This window comes from Azotobacter armeniacus, from assembly GCF_054779355.1.
The window spans coordinates 60,710-75,964 of sequence record NZ_BAAGYK010000112.1; the positions used below are offsets into that span (position 1 = coordinate 60,710).

The 15,255-nt window shown below is 67.2% G+C and carries 21 protein-coding genes; 14 read left to right on the forward strand and 7 right to left on the reverse strand.

What is annotated here, in order from left to right:
- From ACYVD0_RS15050 to ACYVD0_RS15070, 5 genes are all read left to right on the forward strand, one after another.
- The coding region (locus ACYVD0_RS15050; RefSeq protein ID WP_460427558.1) for an electron transfer flavoprotein subunit beta/FixA family protein at window positions 1-310 on the forward strand (310 nt) is incomplete at its 5' end.
- A 1-nt stretch (window position 311) separates the two neighbouring features.
- A complete protein-coding gene (locus ACYVD0_RS15055) occupies window positions 312-1,241 on the forward strand; it encodes an electron transfer flavoprotein subunit alpha/FixB family protein (RefSeq protein WP_460427559.1) in 930 nt (309 codons plus the stop codon).
- A 95-nt stretch (window positions 1,242-1,336) separates the two neighbouring features.
- Window positions 1,337-2,152 carry a substrate-binding periplasmic protein gene (locus ACYVD0_RS15060; protein ID WP_460427560.1) on the forward strand — a complete coding sequence of 272 codons (816 nt, stop codon included), beginning with the start codon at window positions 1,337-1,339 and terminating at the stop codon, window positions 2,150-2,152.
- A 10-nt stretch (window positions 2,153-2,162) separates the two neighbouring features.
- Window positions 2,163-2,513 (forward strand): DUF4398 domain-containing protein, encoded by a 351-nt coding sequence (locus ACYVD0_RS15065; protein WP_460427561.1) that lies wholly within the window; start codon window positions 2,163-2,165, stop codon window positions 2,511-2,513.
- Complete coding sequence (locus ACYVD0_RS15070; RefSeq protein ID WP_460427562.1) at window positions 2,513-3,325, forward strand: OmpA family protein; 813 nt, start codon at window positions 2,513-2,515, stop codon at window positions 3,323-3,325. The genes ACYVD0_RS15065 and ACYVD0_RS15070 overlap by 1 nt, the downstream gene beginning before the upstream one ends.
- Before the next feature lie 70 nt (window positions 3,326-3,395).
- Here ACYVD0_RS15070 and ACYVD0_RS15075 read toward each other — a convergent pair whose 3' ends face one another.
- Window positions 3,396-3,566 (reverse strand): DUF2897 family protein, encoded by a 171-nt coding sequence (locus ACYVD0_RS15075; RefSeq protein WP_460427563.1) that lies wholly within the window; start codon window positions 3,564-3,566, stop codon window positions 3,396-3,398.
- A gap of 153 nt (window positions 3,567-3,719) precedes the next feature.
- Between ACYVD0_RS15075 and ACYVD0_RS15080 the strand changes: the two genes are divergently transcribed.
- From ACYVD0_RS15080 to pyrF, 4 genes are all read left to right on the forward strand, one after another.
- The gene (locus tag ACYVD0_RS15080; RefSeq protein ID WP_460427564.1) at window positions 3,720-5,021 is read left to right on the forward strand and encodes an ATP-binding protein; all 1,302 of its coding nucleotides are present in this window, start codon (window positions 3,720-3,722) and stop codon (window positions 5,019-5,021) included.
- Window position 5,022: 1 nt separating this feature from the next.
- Window positions 5,023-5,937, forward strand: a complete 915-nt coding sequence (locus ACYVD0_RS15085; RefSeq protein ID WP_460427565.1) for a response regulator — start codon at window positions 5,023-5,025, stop codon at window positions 5,935-5,937.
- A 37-nt stretch (window positions 5,938-5,974) separates the two neighbouring features.
- A complete protein-coding gene (locus ACYVD0_RS15090; protein ID WP_460427566.1) occupies window positions 5,975-6,274 on the forward strand; it encodes a hypothetical protein in 300 nt (99 codons plus the stop codon).
- A 291-nt stretch (window positions 6,275-6,565) separates the two neighbouring features.
- Window positions 6,566-7,261, forward strand: a complete 696-nt coding sequence (gene pyrF, locus ACYVD0_RS15095; RefSeq protein ID WP_460427580.1) for an orotidine-5'-phosphate decarboxylase — start codon at window positions 6,566-6,568, stop codon at window positions 7,259-7,261.
- Window positions 7,262-7,268: 7 nt separating this feature from the next.
- Here pyrF and ACYVD0_RS15100 read toward each other — a convergent pair whose 3' ends face one another.
- A complete protein-coding gene (locus tag ACYVD0_RS15100; protein WP_460427567.1) occupies window positions 7,269-7,544 on the reverse strand; it encodes a benzoate/H(+) symporter BenE family transporter in 276 nt (91 codons plus the stop codon).
- Between the two features lie 89 nt (window positions 7,545-7,633).
- On the opposite strand from ACYVD0_RS15100, the gene ACYVD0_RS15105 reads away from it, so the two are divergent.
- The 4 genes from ACYVD0_RS15105 to efp all read left to right on the forward strand — a co-directional run bounded on the left by ACYVD0_RS15105 (window position 7,634) and on the right by efp (window position 10,812).
- The gene (locus tag ACYVD0_RS15105; RefSeq protein WP_460427568.1) at window positions 7,634-8,284 is read left to right on the forward strand and encodes a hypothetical protein; all 651 of its coding nucleotides are present in this window, start codon (window positions 7,634-7,636) and stop codon (window positions 8,282-8,284) included.
- Window positions 8,285-8,409: 125 nt separating this feature from the next.
- Window positions 8,410-8,883 (forward strand): bacteriohemerythrin, encoded by a 474-nt coding sequence (locus tag ACYVD0_RS15110; protein WP_460427569.1) that lies wholly within the window; start codon window positions 8,410-8,412, stop codon window positions 8,881-8,883.
- A 185-nt stretch (window positions 8,884-9,068) separates the two neighbouring features.
- The gene (earP, locus tag ACYVD0_RS15115; RefSeq protein WP_460427570.1) at window positions 9,069-10,202 is read left to right on the forward strand and encodes an elongation factor P maturation arginine rhamnosyltransferase EarP; all 1,134 of its coding nucleotides are present in this window, start codon (window positions 9,069-9,071) and stop codon (window positions 10,200-10,202) included.
- A gap of 43 nt (window positions 10,203-10,245) precedes the next feature.
- Window positions 10,246-10,812, forward strand: a complete 567-nt coding sequence (efp, locus tag ACYVD0_RS15120; RefSeq protein WP_460427571.1) for an elongation factor P — start codon at window positions 10,246-10,248, stop codon at window positions 10,810-10,812.
- Between the two features lie 102 nt (window positions 10,813-10,914).
- On the opposite strand, the gene ACYVD0_RS15125 is transcribed toward efp, so the two are convergent.
- The 3 genes from ACYVD0_RS15125 to ACYVD0_RS15135 form a co-directional block, all read right to left on the reverse strand.
- Entirely contained in the window at window positions 10,915-11,343 is a 429-nt protein-coding gene (locus ACYVD0_RS15125; RefSeq protein WP_460427572.1) for an organic hydroperoxide resistance protein, read from the reverse strand.
- A 145-nt stretch (window positions 11,344-11,488) separates the two neighbouring features.
- Entirely contained in the window at window positions 11,489-11,938 is a 450-nt protein-coding gene (locus ACYVD0_RS15130) for a MarR family winged helix-turn-helix transcriptional regulator (RefSeq protein WP_460427573.1), read from the reverse strand.
- Between the two features lie 83 nt (window positions 11,939-12,021).
- Window positions 12,022-12,978: a LysR family transcriptional regulator gene (locus ACYVD0_RS15135; protein WP_460427574.1), complete on the reverse strand. Its 957-nt coding sequence runs from the start codon at window positions 12,976-12,978 to the stop codon at window positions 12,022-12,024.
- A gap of 98 nt (window positions 12,979-13,076) precedes the next feature.
- On the opposite strand from ACYVD0_RS15135, the gene ACYVD0_RS15140 reads away from it, so the two are divergent.
- A complete protein-coding gene (locus ACYVD0_RS15140; protein ID WP_460427575.1) occupies window positions 13,077-13,826 on the forward strand; it encodes a sulfite exporter TauE/SafE family protein in 750 nt (249 codons plus the stop codon).
- Window positions 13,827-13,903: 77 nt separating this feature from the next.
- On the opposite strand, the gene ACYVD0_RS15145 is transcribed toward ACYVD0_RS15140, so the two are convergent.
- Window positions 13,904-14,152, reverse strand: coding sequence for a DUF2790 domain-containing protein (locus ACYVD0_RS15145; RefSeq protein ID WP_460427576.1), 249 nt, complete (start codon window positions 14,150-14,152; stop codon window positions 13,904-13,906).
- Window positions 14,153-14,376: 224 nt separating this feature from the next.
- On the reverse strand, window positions 14,377-15,255 hold an 879-nt coding region (locus ACYVD0_RS15150), incomplete at its 5' end, for a 3-deoxy-7-phosphoheptulonate synthase (protein WP_460427577.1).

Sequence of the window (15,255 nt, forward strand, 5' to 3'; positions counted from 1 at the left end):
GATCGCCGGCGACAAGCTCAAGGTCACCCGCGAGATCGACGGCGGCCTGCAGTCCCTGGAGCTGAGCCTGCCGGCCATCGTCACCACCGACCTGCGCCTCAACGAGCCGCGCTACGCCTCCTTGCCGAACATCATGAAAGCCAAGAAGAAGCCGCTGGAGACCCTCAAGCCCGCGGAGCTTGGCGTGTCCGTCGCCTCGCGCCTGAGGGTGCTCAAGGTCGAGGCCCCGGCGGAACGCCAGGCCGGCATCAAGGTGGGCTCGGTGGCCGAGCTGGTGGAGAAGCTGAAGAACGAGGCGAAGGTGATCTGAGATGGCAATCCTGGTAATCGCTGAACACGACAACGCGGTACTGGCGGCCGCGACCCTGAACACCGTCGCCGCGGCCCAGGCCATCGGCGGGGACATCCATGTGCTGGTGGCCGGCAGCGGCTGCAGTGCCGTCGCCGAAGCCGCCGCGAAGATCGCCGGCGTGGCCAAGGTGCTGGTTGCCGACGACGGCGCCTATGCCCACCTGCTGGCCGAGAACGTCGCGCCGCTGATCGCCGGCCTGGCGAAGAACTACAGCCATGTGCTGGCACCGGCCTCGACCAACGGCAAGAACTACCTGCCGCGCGTGGCTGCGCTCTTGGACGTCGACCAGATCTCCGAGATCGTCGCGGTGGAAAGCGCCGACACCTTCAAGCGGCCGATCTATGCCGGCAACGCCATCGCCACCGTGCAGTCCAGTGCCCCGATCAAGGTGATCAGCGTGCGCGCCACGGCCTTCGACGCAGTGGCGGGCGAGGGCGGCAGCGCGGCCATCGAGGCAGTGGCAGGTATGGGCGATGCTGGCCAGTCCAGCTTCCTCGGCGAGGCGCTGGCCAAGTCCGACCGTCCGGAGCTGACCGCAGCGAAGGTGGTCATCTCCGGCGGGCGCGGGTTGCAGAGCGGTGAGAACTTCCAACTGCTGTATGCGCTGGCGGACAAGCTGGGGGCGGCAGTGGGCGCCTCGCGCGCCGCAGTGGATGCGGGCTTTGCGCCGAACGACATGCAGGTGGGGCAGACCGGCAAGATCGTGGCGCCGGACCTGTACATCGCGGTGGGGATTTCCGGGGCGATCCAGCACCTGGCGGGGATGAAGGATTCGAAGGTGATCGTGGCGATCAACAAGGATGCCGATGCGCCGATCTTCCAGGTGGCCGACTACGGCCTGGTAGCGGACCTGTTCGAGGCGGTGCCGGAGCTGGAAAAACAGCTCTGAACCGCTCTTTAGCCGGCCCCGAAGCCCGCTCACCGAGCGGGCTTCTTGCAACTGGACCCGGACAATTCCCCACCCACGCTTCCCGCGGAAATCCCATGCAGAACCGCTTCTTTCCCGTGCTGCTGGCTCTGGCCGGCCTGCTGTCGTCCATGGTGGTCGCGGCCGGTACCTGCGAGCGGCTGGTCGCCACCGGCGATCCCGAACTGCCCCCCTACCTCTGGCGCGACCTGCAGAATCCCGGGCAACTGATCGGCGCCAGCGCAGACCTGCTCGAGCTGCTGGCCAAGGCGCTGGACGTCAAGATCGACCTCGTCCGCTCCAGCTCCCGGGTGCGCGCCGAGGAGAACGTGGCGAGCGGCCGCGTCGACCTGCTGCTCGGCAGCTTCCCCAGTGCCGCCCGCCTCGAGTCGATGGACTTCATCGAGCCGGCGCTCTTCGTGCAGTCCGCTGTGGTCTGGGTGCACAAGGACCGGGTCTTCCCCTATGGCGGCTGGAGCGGCCTGTATGGCCACCAGGGCGCGACCCTGGCCGATGGCCGGTTTGCCCGCGAGTTCGATCCGCTGTCCAGCGCCTCTCTGCCGCTCGAGGAGGTGCCGACCCTGGCCGAAGCCCTGCAGAAGCTGCAGCGGGGCGAGGTCGCCTACCTGCTCGATGAGCCCCATGCCGTCCAGGCGGCCGCCAAGGGGCTGGGCATGCTGGCGGAGATCCAGCCGCTGCTGCCGCCGCTGGTCAGCGAGGGCCTGTACCTGGCCGTGGGGCGCGACTCCGCCTGCAATGAGCCGGCGCTGCGCGCACGGCTGGCGGCCAAGCTGGCCGAGCTGCATGCCGCCGGGCTTCCGGAAAGCCTGTTGCACCGCAATGCCGAGCGCTGGAAGGCGCAGGGCTTGCCGTCTTCACCCGTTGCCGAGTAGGAATCCATTCGTGAATAGCGCACGTTTTTCCGTCGCCCCGCTTTTCCTCATCTTGGCCGGCTGCGCCAGCGATCCCGCGCCGCACGAGCAGCTGCGCCTGAGCGAGCAGGCGCTGGTGCAGACCAGAGCGGTCGGCGCTGGCGAGGAACAGGCCGAGCTGGCCCTGGCGCAGGGCAAGTTCGAGCAGGCCGGGGCCGCGTTGGCCGCCGGCCGCCACAAGGTGGCACGCATGCTGGCCGAGCAGGCCGAGCTGGATGCGCGTCTGGCCGAGGCGCAGGTGCTGACCCAGAAGGACCGCAAGCAGGTGACCGAACTCGAGCAGCAGGTGGGCGTGCTGCGCAAGCAACTGGGGGAGCTCTGATGAAGAGACGGCATGCTTTTCCGTTCGGCCTGCTGGCCCTGGCATTGCTGGGCGGTTGCGCCACCACCTCGCCGGACGCCCGGCGAACTTTGGACGAGGCCCGGGCCGAGCTGCTGGCTATCCGCACCGATCCGGCGGTACGGCTCAGCGCCGAGAAGGATCTGGCGCGGGCCGACGAATCCCTGGCGCGGGCCGAACGCTTTTCCAGCTATCTGGGCAGCGAGGAGGATGTCTTCCACTATGCCTATCTGAGCCGGCGCTACAGTCAGATTGCCCGCGAGCATGGCGCGCAGAGCCAGACCGCCGAGCGCGTTGCCCAGCTCGAAGGGGAGCGCGAGCGCTTGCAACTGGCGTTGAGCGAGGCTCGCCTGCTCAATGCGGAACAGCAGGGCGAGTGGCTCGAGGAGCAGCTGGTCGACCTGGCAACCACCGAGACCGAGCGCGGTCTGGTCATGACCCTGGGCGACGTGCTGTTCGATACCGGGCGGGCGGAGCTGCGGGCGGCGGCGACGCGCACCGTGCTGCAGGTGGCGAAGTTCCTGCGTCTTAACCAGCGCCGAGTGGTGCGCGTCGAGGGCTATACCGACAGCCAGGGCGATACCCAGCTGAACCGCGAACTGTCCCGCGGGCGCGCCCAGTCGGTCAGGGACATGCTGGTGGATCTGGGGATCGATGGCAAACGCATCCAGGTCGCCGGCTACGGCGAGGCCTATCCGGTCGCCGAGAACGCCTCCAACCAGGGGCGGGCGCGCAATCGCCGGGTAGAAATCGTGTTCTCCGACGAAGAGGGCAAGCTGGGCGCGGAGCGCTGATTCCCGCGCGCGCCATGGTCCGGGTTCCGTACGAGAAGCCAGCCGAGCGCAGGCCGTTTTCGTATGGAACCTAACCCTTCTCTTTCCGCTCCTTGGCATCCTGCTCGGCGTTGCGCTGGCGGATGCGCTCGAGCTGCTCCTTGGTCAGGGGCAGCTTCTTCGCCGCGTCGCGCAGCGCCAGCAGGCTGCCGAGCACCGAGCCAAACACCAGTATCAGGATCAGCCAGACGTACCAGGGCATGTCGTGTTCTCTCGAAGGGAGCCCCCAGGACGGCCGGGAGCGTCAGGTTGGCGTGATGGCGGGTCGGGCGGCGCGAAACGGACGTGATCGTTGTCATATAGTGGCAACTTGACACTGTTTGAATGACGCCTTCCGCCAACACGGAGCGTGCCGATGTCCTCCAGTGCCCTTGCCCCTCTGCTCAAGCCCGTCGCGGCGCTGCCCGCTGCCATGAGCATAAACGATGTGGCGGACCGCCTGCTCACCGCCGAGCACAAGGCCTTCCTGTCCCTGCCGGTGGTCGATGGCGACGGCCGGCCGCTGGGGCTGGTCAGCCGCTCCAGGCTGCAGGACATCTTCATGCAGCGTTTCGGCCGCGATCTCTGGGGGCGTCGCCCGGTCGTCGACGTGATGAACCCGCAGCCCTTGATCGTCCGTCTGGAGACCGGCCTGGAGGAGGCTGCCCGGCAGATCACTGGCCAGCTGCAGTATCCGATCACCGAGGACTTCATTCTGGTCGACGGAGAGGGTCGCTACCGGGGCCTGGGCACGGTGCTCGACCTGCTGAAGGCCATGGAGGACCGCATCGCCCAGCGCAATCGCGTGCTGCGCCGGGCCCTGGTCGAGCTCAGGGAGTCCCAGACCCAGCTGGTGCAGGCGGAGAAGATGGCCTCCCTCGGGCAGATGGTCGCCGGCGTCGCCCACGAGCTGAACACTCCGCTGGGCTACGTGAAGAACAACGTGCAGCTGCTGCGCGAGCTGATCGGACCGCTGTTCGAGCTGGCCGAGGCCCAGGCCGCGCTGGGCGATTGCCTGAGCGCCGCCGATGCCGACGAGCAGACCCTGGCCCGCGCCCTGGAGAACGCCGCCCGGGCCCGCGAGCGGGCCGCCCCGGAGATGCTCGCCGGCGCCCTCGAGCAGTTGTTCGCCGATACCCAGTACGGCCTCGAGCAGATCGGCGAGCTGGTGGTCGGTCTGAAGGACTTCGCCCGCCTGGACCGCGCGATGAGCGAGGAGGTCGATCTCAACGAGTGCGTGCGCAGCACCCTGACCATCGCCCGCAACGGCATCAAGGACAAGGTCGAGGTGCTGACCCAGTTCGGCGAGCTGCCGCGTATCGCCTGCGCGCCCTCGCAGATCAACCAGGTGCTGCTCAATCTGTTCAACAACGCCGCCCAGGCGATGGAGCGCTCCGGGCGCATCCTGGTCAAGACCTGGGCCGAGCCGGACGCGCTGTGCCTCTCGGTGCAGGACAACGGCTGCGGCATGCCGCCGGAAGTCCTGAAGCGCATCTTCGATCCCTTCTACACCACCAAGCCGGTCGGCCAGGGTACCGGTCTCGGCCTGTCGATCAGCTTCAAGATCATCCAGGACCACGGCGGCAGCATCCGCGTCGCCTCGGAAGTCGGGCGGGGCACGCGCTTCCTGATCCGCCTGCCACTCAGCCAAGCCGTCACCCTGCAACGGAGCGCCTGACATGACCCAGTCCATCCGCATTCTCTTCATCGACGACGAGGAGCGCATCCTGCGCAGCCTCGCCATGCAGTTCCGCCGGCACTACGAGGTGCTCACCGAGAGCGACCCGCAGCGCGCTCTGCAGCGCCTGCAGAGCGAGCCGGTGCAGATCGTCGTCTGCGACCAGCGCATGCCGGGGATGAACGGCGCGCAGCTGCTCACCCGGGCGCAGGAGATCGCCCCGCAGACCCTGCGCATCCTGCTTACCGGCTATTCGGACCTGGACGCGGCAGTCGAGGCGCTGAACGGCGGCGGCATCTTCCGCTACCTGACCAAGCCCTGGGACCCGCAGGAAATGGCCTTGACCCTGCGCCAGGCGGCGGAAGTCGCGGTGCGCCAGAGCCGGGTCGCCAGCCTGCCGGCGAGCGAGTGCCCGGCCACCGCGCTCAGCGTGCTGCTGCTCGATGAGGCGGCCGATACCCAGGCGTGCGTCGAGGCCTTCTGCCAGGCCGGCGGCCATCGCTTGCTGCGCGCAGCAAGCCTCGACGAGGCGCTGGCGCACCTGAACGCCGAGCCTGTCGATGTGCTGGTCAGCGACCTCAGGCTGGCCGGCGAGGACACCGCGCCGCTGCTCAAGAGCCTGGCCCAGGCCCATCCGCGGCTGCTCAGCCTGGTGGTCACGCCGTTCTGCGATACCCAGGCGCTGCTCAAGCTGATCAACGAGGCGCAGATCTTCCGCTACCTGCCCAAGCCGGTCCGCCGTGGGCTGTTCGACAAGGGCCTGCAGGCGGCCGCCGGGCAGGTGGCCCGCTGGCGGGCACAGCCGGTGGCCCCGCCGGCGCGCCTGGCCGAGGCGCCGAAGGAGGCCCGCGAGCGGGAGAAGGTCGGCAGCCTGCTGGGACTGCTAGGGCGTCTGCGCCAGCGCCTGACGATCTGAGTGCAGCGCTGGCGGCACGGCGGAGGAATGGTTTGCCTTGCCCCGGCAAAAGGGGGAAGGCATGCCGGAGTCGCTGATACTGCAGGCGGGGCTGTGGGGCTGGCTGGCGGCGAGCAGCCTGCTGCTCGGTGCCTGGCTGGGCTTCGCGGTACGCCTGGCTGACCGACTCGTCGCTGCGGTGATGGCCTTCCTCGACGGCATTCCAGAATCCCTGGCGCTGGGGCTCGGGCTGCTCGACGACGGCCAGCCGAGTCTGGTGCTGCTGGTCGCCGTGCTGCTGGCCAACCTGCCCGAGGGGCTGGCCAGCGCGGCCAGCCTGCGCGCGGAGGGGCGCTAGGTGTTCGCCCTCTGGGGTGCCATCGTCGGCCTCTCGGGTTTCGCCGCGATGATCGCCCCGGCCTTTCTCGCGGGTCTCTCGCCGGGCTGGCTGGCCTTTGCACTGAGCTTCTCCTCCGGCGCGGTGCTCTGCATGCTGGTGGACACCCTGATTCCCGAGGCCTTCAAGGCCACCCAGGCGCTGACCGGGCTGATCACCCTGGCCGGCTTCATGCTGGCCTTCGCCCTGGAACATTTGTCCTGGGGGGTCCGCTACAATGCGTGGCATCGCGATTTCCCTGGAGCCCGCACCATGTCCTGCCAGACCCCGATCATCGTCGCCCTCGACTTCCCCAGCCGTAAGGCCGCCCTGACCCTCGCCGCCCGGCTGGACCCCGCGCAGTGCCGGGTGAAGGTCGGTAAGGAGCTGTTCACCCGCTGCGGCCCGGGAGTCGTCGAGACGCTGCAATGGCAGGGCTTCGAGGTGTTCCTCGACCTGAAATTCCACGACATCCCCAATACCACGGCGATGGCGGTGAAGGCCGCCGCCGAGCTGGGCGTGTGGATGGTCAACGTGCACTGCTCGGGCGGCCTGCGCATGATGCGCGCCTGTCGCGAGACCCTGGATGGCATCGATGGTCGCCGGCCGCTGCTGATCGGAGTGACGGTGCTGACCAGCATGGAGCGGGAGGACCTGGCCGGGATCGGCCTGGACCTCGAGCCGCAGCAGCAGGTCCTGCGCCTGGCTGGGCTGGCCGAGCAGGCCGGGCTGGACGGACTGGTCTGTTCGGCCCAGGAGGCGCCGGCGCTGAAGGCCGCCCATCCGCGGCTGAAACTGGTGACCCCGGGCATCCGTCCGGCCGGCAGCGCCCTGGACGACCAGCGGCGCATCCTCACCCCACGACAGGCGCTGGAGGCCGGGTCCGACTACCTGGTCATCGGCCGGCCGATCAGCCAGGCGGCCGATCCGGCCAAGGCGCTGGCGGCGCTGGTCGCCGAACTGGGCTGAGCGCCGCTCAGGCCGACCTGCGCCACTCGAGTATCGCCAATGTCAGCAGGCCGCCGAGCAGTCCCCAGAAGACCGAGTCGATCGACAGCAGGGTCAACCCCGAGGCTGTGATCATCAAGGTGACCAGCGCCGCCTCCCGTTCGCGGGGCTCGGCCATGGCGCTGCTCAGGCCGCTGCCGATCGAGCCGAACAGCGCCAGGGCGACGATCGCCGAGGGAGGCGAATCGGCCAGCGGGCGGAGTACTGCCCGCGGGACTGCGGTCACTGCAAAGGCTCCTTGCAAGGCATGGTTGCCGGCGGGGTTCGAGGATTCTGGAGACAGCCTGTGCCGGGCCGGCCGAAGACCAGCCCGGCCGGCGGAGGAGTCGGCTCGTGAGCGATGATGATCCTGCAGGCATGTGCGACGATAACCCCTATGCGCCGCCCCGGGGAATCCTGCTGGATTCGCCGGGTGCGCCGCCCATGCCCGCTTGGTCGTCCGCCCAGCTGCGGGTGCTCGGTTGTCTCGCCCTGGCCACGGTGCTCGGCACCCTGGTGATCGTGCTGCTGTCCTTCACCGGCCTCACCCGGCTGCGCGGGGTGGCTGTGTATGCCAACTGGCTCGGCCTGACCCTGGTGCTGCTCAGCAGTTACCTGCTGCTTCGCCTCAAGGGCTTCGCCGAGGCACGCTTCGCCGCCCGCGGTCTGGGCTGGCCGGTGTGGCTGAGTGTCGCATTGGGGGTCCTGCTGGAGACTGCCGCACTGCTCTTCGAGCCCGGCCCGCTCGCCAGTTGGCAGGCGTGGTTCTATGCCGCGGTGCTGGCCGGCTATGGAGGCCTGCTGGTATGGCTCGGGGTGTGTCTGCGCGCTGTGCCCGGAGGCTTCAAGGCCTTGCGCGGCGCGGGTTGGCTGGCGATCGCCGAAGGGCTCATGCTGGCTTCCCTGGTGCTCGCGGTGCAGGCCGTACTGCCCCTGCTGGGCTTCCACCTGGCGCTGGCGCTGGTGTTCTTCAGGGGCGCTGCGGAACTGCGCGGACGCAATTGACGCCCATTGCCCCGGCTCGCCAGGGGGGGCGGGCGGATTGATCTGGCTCAAGGCCATGATGGTTACCTCCCTCTAGTCTGCGCGGCATTGGCATCCATTGCCGCTTGAGATTGGGGAATACTGGCGTGGCTTATCTGACTTGGCGCAACGACCTGAACACTGGCATCGAGGTGATCGATACGCAGCACTGGCGCATCGTCGAGATGATCAACCAGCTGCATGAAACTCAGGGGCAGGACAGGGCTGCCGTCGGGGTGGTGATCGAGGCTCTGGTCGACTACACGGTGTCGCATTTCGCCTTCGAGGAGTCCCTGATGGAGGATGCCGGCTACCAGTTCAGCCGCGCCCACAAGCGCATTCACAACCTCTTCATCAAGCGGGTTTCCGACTATCGTGCGCGCTACGCGACAGGTGAGGATGTCGCCGAGGAGCTGCAGGACCTGCTGTCGCGCTGGCTGTTCAGCCACATCAAGGAAGAGGACGCCAGCTATGTCGGTGCGGTCCGGGCGCAGATGCAGACCCTGGCCAGCGACTGCAGCTCGGGCGGCTGGCTGTCCCGCTCCATGAAGCGTTTCTTCGGCAAGAGCGAGGCTGCCTGACGGTCTGCACAGGCGGCGGCGGGCGACGCGGTCCGGCTCCGCCCTTGGTTTGCCCGCCGCACCACACCCGCTCTCCCTTCGCGCGGGCTGCTTCCGGCGCAGCCTTTTCTCTCTCGACCAACCGAATGCCCTGTCCGCTGGCATAATCCCCCCTTCCTTGTGGTGCGTTGGAGAGGAGAGCGGACATGCAGGCCTCCTGGGAGATCTTCTGCAGCGTCGTCGACAACTACGGCGATGCCGGCGTGACTTGGCGTCTGGCCCGCCAGTTGGTGGCCGAGCATGGCCAGCGGGTCAGGCTGTGGATCGACGATCTGGCGGCGCTGGTGCGCCTCGCTCCTGAAGCGGACGCCAGTGCCTCCCGGCAGTGGCAGGCAGGGGTGGAAATCCGCCGCTGGCCGGCGGACTGGCAGCCGGTCGAGCCGGCCGACGTGGTGATTGAGGCCTTCGCTTGCCAGCTGCCCGCGGCGCATGTCGCGGCCATGGCGAACCGCCGGCGCCGGGTGCTCTGGCTGAACCTGGAATACCTCAGCGCTGAGAACTGGGTCGGTGGCTGCCACGGGCTGCCGTCCCTGCAATCCGAAGGGCTGCAGAAGTTCTTCTTCTTCCCCGGTTTTGCCGAGAATACCGGCGGGCTGCTTCGCGAGCGCGGCTTGATCGAGCGGCGCCGCGCCTTCCAGGCCGACGCCGCGGCGCGCGCGGCGTTTCTCCAATCGTTCGGTGTGCGGATGAATTCCGGCGAGCGGCTGATTTCGCTGTTCGCCTACGAGAATGCCGGCCTGGCCAACTGGCTGGAGGCCCTGGCGGCGGACTCCAGCCCCACGCTGCTGCTGGTGCCGGAAGGGCGAATTCTCGGTGATCTGCAGCGCTGGCTGAATGTGTCGGCGCTGGCTGCTGGCGCCGGGTGGCAGCGCGGCGCCCTGCGCATCCAGGTGCTGCCGTTCGTCCGCCAGGAGGCCTACGATCGCCTGCTCTGGTGCTGCGACTTCAACGCGGTGCGCGGCGAGGATTCCTTCCTGCGCGCCCAGTGGGCAGGGCGGCCGCTGCTTTGGCAGATCTATCCGCAGGCGGAGGGGGTCCACTGGGACAAGCTGGAGGCCTTCCTCGCCCTTTATCTCAAGGGCTTGTCGCCGAGCGCTGCGGGGGCCCTGCAGGCGCTCTGGCGGGCCTGGAACGCAGGTGAGGGGATGGGTGCGGCCTGGACGGCGCTGCTGGGCGAGTGGCCAGAGCTGTGTGCCCATGCCGAACGCTGGTGCGCGCGACAGGCTGCACGTCCGGATCTGGCTGCAGCACTGGTGCAGTTTTACACGGATTGGCTATGATACCCGGCCTGTTTTTTGTTATTCATCCAAACGGATATCCCGTATGAAAACCGCTCAAGAATTCCGTGCTGGCCAGGTCGCCAACATCAACGGCTCGCCCTGGGTCATCCAGAAGGCCGAGTTCAACAAGTCCGGCCGCAACGCCGCCGTGGTCAAGATGAAGCTGAAGAACCTGCTCACCGGCGCCGGCACCGAAACCGTGTATCGCGCGGACGACAAGCTCGAGCCGATCATCCTGGATCGCAAGGAAGTGACCTACTCCTATTTTGCCGATCCGCTGTACGTATTCATGGACGGCGAGTTCAACCAGTACGAGATCGAGAAGAACGACCTGGAAGGCGTCATGGCTTTCATCGAAGACGGCATGACCGACGTCTGCGAAGCCGTGTTCTACGGCGAGAAGGTGATTTCCGTCGAACTGCCGACCACTATCGTGCGCCAGATCGCCTACACCGAGCCGGCCGTGCGCGGCGATACCTCCGGCAAGGTGATGAAGACCGCCCGTCTGAACAACGGTGCCGAGCTGCAGGTTTCCGCCTTTTGCGAAATTGGCGACTTCATCGAAATCGACACCCGCACCGGCGAGTACAAGTCCCGCGTCAAGGCTTGATCTCCCCGCTGCCACGAAAGCCCGGCCTTGCGCCGGGCTTTTTCGTTTCCGGCATCCGCCTGCCACAGGCGCCTGTTCAGCCCTTCGGTGACTGGCTCGGGGTCAGACGACGATGTTCAGGCGCACCTCGATGTTGCCGCGGGTGGCGTTGGAGTAGGGGCAGACCTGATGGGCGGCGGCGACCAGCTCCTCGGCTACGGCGCGCTCCAGGCCCGGCAGATGGATGTCGAGTTCCACTTCCAGGCCGAAGCCGCCGGGAATCTGGCCGATGCCGACCTTGCCAGTGATGGAGGCGTCGGCGGGAATCTGGCGCTGGCTCTGGCTGGCGACGAACTTCAGGGAGCCGATGAAGCAGGCCGAGTAGCCGGCCGCGAAGAGCTGCTCGGGGTTGGTGGCCTCGCCACCCTGGCCGCCCAGTTCCCGCGGGGTGGTCAGCTTCACATCAAGGACACCGTCCGAGGAAACGGCACGGCCGTCACGGCCACCGGTGGCGGTTGCGGTCGCGGTGTAGAGGGCTTGGATGCGTTGCATGGTGGTATCTCCAGTCATTTTGTTCGATAAAGTTTTTCGTGCTAAATAAGTGCGCTAGATGAAAGCTAGGCTGTATTTATCTTGTGCGCAATATAATTATTGGAAGATTTTGAGATAATGATCCGGGAGATCTGGAATAAGCCGATCAGATGGCCTTTTGCAAGCTGTTGCGCAGGCTGACCAGCTCCTCCCTGAGGGCGGCGAGGGCGGCCGGCGTCCGTTCGCTGGCGGCGACGATGCAGGAGGGAATCTTCCTGGCCTTGCCGTGCAGGGCTCGGCCTTTCTCGGTGAGATGGAGCTCCACCACGCGCTCGTCCTTGCTGCTGCGGGTACGGGTCAGCAGCCCTTCGGCCTCCAGGCGCTTGAGCAGGGGGGTGAGCGAGCCGGGGTCGGTGAGCAGACGCGTGCTGATCTCGCCGACGGTAAGGCCGTCGCGCTCCCAGAGCACCAGCATGGCCAGGTATTGCGGGTAGGTCAGGCCAAGCTCCTGCAGCAGCGGCTTGTAGACCTTGGTCATCAGCAGCGAGGTGGAGTAGAGAGCGAAGCACAGCTGGTTGTCGAGCAGCAGCTCCTGGCAGGTTTTGTCGGCGGACATGGCGATTTCCCAGTGATGATCGGACGTAATTTAGCGCGCAAGCCTTTCGCGGGCAAAATACAACCGGTCCGGCGGCTGGCGAATCAGGAGCGGCTCAGGCTGTTGAGCAGGGCCAGGTCCCAGGGCGGCACCGGGCCGAAGCGGTTCTTCAGGAATTCCAGCAGCAGGCGCATGCGCGAGGCGCCGGCCGGGTGCTGGCGCAGGGCATAGACGCCGCTGGACTCGGGCGGCGGCAGGCCGTTCTCGCAGAACAGCGGCAGTAGTTCGCCGCGCAGCAGGTGTTCGCTGATCAGCCAGGTCGGCAGGTGGGCGATGCCGAGTCCGGCGAGGGCGCCGAACAGCAGGGTTTCTGCGTTGTTGGCGGTCATCCGCCGGCGGCCGGGGCGGATAGTGCGGACCTGGCCGTCGATGGTGAAGCGCCAGGCATGTGGCGGAGCCAGGGCGTCCCAGTCGAGGCCGTCGTGCTCCGGCAGCTCGCGCGGATCGCCGGGGGGGCCGCGGCGGTGCAGGTAGTCGGGACTGGCGCAGGCGATGCGCCGCATCGGCGCCATCGGCGTGGCGACCAGGCGGCTGTCGGTCAGCGGGCCGATGCGCAGGACGAGGTCGACCTGGCCCAGATGCTCGCCCTGCAGATCGGTGAAGCTGTCGATCAGGCGCAACTGCACGTCCAGCCGCGGATAGGCGACGAGGAATTCGGCGATGACCGGGGCCAGCCTGCGACGGCCGAAGGGCGCCGGGGCGTCGACGCGGATCAGCCCCTCCGGGGCGCTGTCCAGGGAAACCACCTCGGCCCGCGCCAGGCGCAGCTCGTCGAGTATGCGCCGGGCGCGTTCGGCAAAGGCCAGGCCGGCGGGGGTGGCGCGCACCTCATGGGTGCTGCGCTGGAACAGTGTGCTGCCGAGCGCCTGCTCCAGAGCGTCGATGCGCCGCGCCACCGCCGAGGGCGTCAGCTGCCGGCGCCGGGCCGCGGCGGAGAAGCTGCCGCACTCCAGTACATCGAGAAACAGTTCCAGCTGGCTGCTGAGGGCATCGGGATTCATGGGAGCCTGCTATGCGAATAATGCAAAGCCATTTTGCACTTCTTTGCGTTTCCCGGCTAGCCATGTCTGTCTAGCATGTGCCTTTTCCCGGAGGTGCGATGAGTCTGCTGCAGTTTTTTCTCGATATCGGTCTGGGGCTCGTGCTGGGTTGCCTGGGCGGGCTGTTCGGCATCGGCGGCGGGTTGATCGCCATTCCGGTGCTCAGCCTGCTGTTTGGCCTCGACCAGCATCTGGCCCAGGGCTCGGCCTTGGTCATGGTGGTGCCCAACGTGCTGCTGGCACTCCGGCGCTATCACCAGCACAACCGCATCGATCTGCGCCATGCACTGATCATGGCCGGCACCGGCTTCTGCGCCGCCTGGCTCGGTGCCAAGGCGGCAAACCTGCTGGACGCCGAGCGCATGCGTCTGGCCTTCAGCGGCTTTCTCCTGGCGCTGGCACTGTGGAGTGGCCTGCGCCTGTTTCTGCGCAGCGTGGCGGGTGGCGAACTGCGCTGGCCCTGGCCCTGGCTGGTACCGCTGGGCGTCGGTTCGGGCGCCTTGGGCGGGCTGTTCGGGGTGGGCGGGGCACTGGTAGCGACGCCGCTGCTGATCACTCTGTTCGGCACCAGCCAGGTCGTCGCCCAAGGCCTTTCATTGGCGCTGGCCGCGCCCAGTACCGTGGTCAGCCTGGTCACCTACGCCCTGCACGGGCGGGTCGACTGGATGCTGGGTGTTCCCCTGGCGATCGGCGGTCTGCTTGGCGTCGGCTGGGGTGTGCGGATGGCCCATGCGCTGCCGGAGCGGGTATTGGGTGTTCTGTTCTGCGGCCTTATGGTGTTCTGTGCGCTGCTTCTGCTGCTGAAGTAGTGCAGCCGGCGCGGTGGGGCGGGAGTCGCTACGACTCCTCCACCCCGCGTCCCTAGGGGGGGCAGGAAGGCTGCGGATCAGGTCTTGAGGAGGCAGCCGGCGGACAGCTTGCGATAGGCGACGACCTTGGTTTCGCCGGCGGAGTTCAGATAGGTCATCTTGGCGTCGATGATCTCGCAGACGTAGGGGGCGTACGGAGCCTCGATGGAAATGACCTTGGCGATGTCCAGGGGAAGGCCATAGCGGTACTGCTGGACAGGTGGTTCGGCGGCCTGGCTGAAGGAGGCCACGCAGAGGAAGGGCAACACCAGATACGAGCGTTTCATGTCGGTCACCTCGGAAACGAGATTTTTCCAACCCCCTCAGATATCAGGGCCGATGCTTCGGCATTGTTGTTGTTCGGACTGCTCGGTTTTCTGAAAGGCTAGGCCACTTTCAGTGGCCAGAGAGGCGATGCAAGTTTGTTGCCACCGATGACCGGTCATGGCCTGTCGGGGCCCGTGTCCGGCGGGCCGCCTGCAAGGGGCATCGTCGATGCCCCCTATGCACCTCAGCGGCGCACCTGCTTCAGGGTTTCAGCGATGAGGAAGGCCAGTTCCAGAGCCTGGTCGGCGTTCATCCGCGGATCACAGTGGGTGTGATAGCGATCGGAAAGGCTGTCTTCGGTGACTGCGCGGCTGCCGCCGATGCATTCGGTGACGTTCTGCCCGGTCATCTCGATATGGATGCCGCCGGCATAACTGCCCTCGGCCTGGTGTACGGCAAAGAACTGTCGGACTTCGCTGAGGATGCTCTCGAACTCGCGGGTCTTATAGCTGCCGGCCTTGATGGTGTTGCCGTGCATCGGATCGGAGCTCCACAGCACCTGGCGGCCTTCGCGCTGTACCGCGCGGATCAGCGCCGGCAGGTATTGCTCCACCTTGTCCGCGCCCATCCGCGCGATCAGGTTGAGGCGACCCGGATCGTTGTCCGGGTTGAGAATGTCGATCAGGCGGATCAGTTCGTCGGGGTCCATGCTTGGCCCGACCTTCAGCCCGATCGGGTTGCTGACGCCGCGCAGGAACTCGACGTGGGCACCGTCCGGCTGGCGGGTGCGGTCGCCGATCCACAGCATGTGCGCGGAGCAGTCGTACCAGTCGCCAGTCAGGCTGTCGCGACGGGTGAGCGCCTGCTCGTAGTTCAGCAGCAGCGCCTCGTGGGCGGTGAAGAAACTGATCTCGTGCAGTTGCGGCGCGTTCTCCAGGCCGCAGGCGCGGATGAAGGCAAGGGTCTCGTCAATGCGGTCGGCCAGCTGGCTGTACTTCTCCGATAGCGCCGCGTCAGCGATGAAGTCGAGGTTCCACTGGTGGACCTGATGCAGGTCGGCGAAGCCGCCCTGGGCGAAGGCGCGCAGCAGATTGAGGGTGGCGGTGGACTGGTGGTAGGCCAG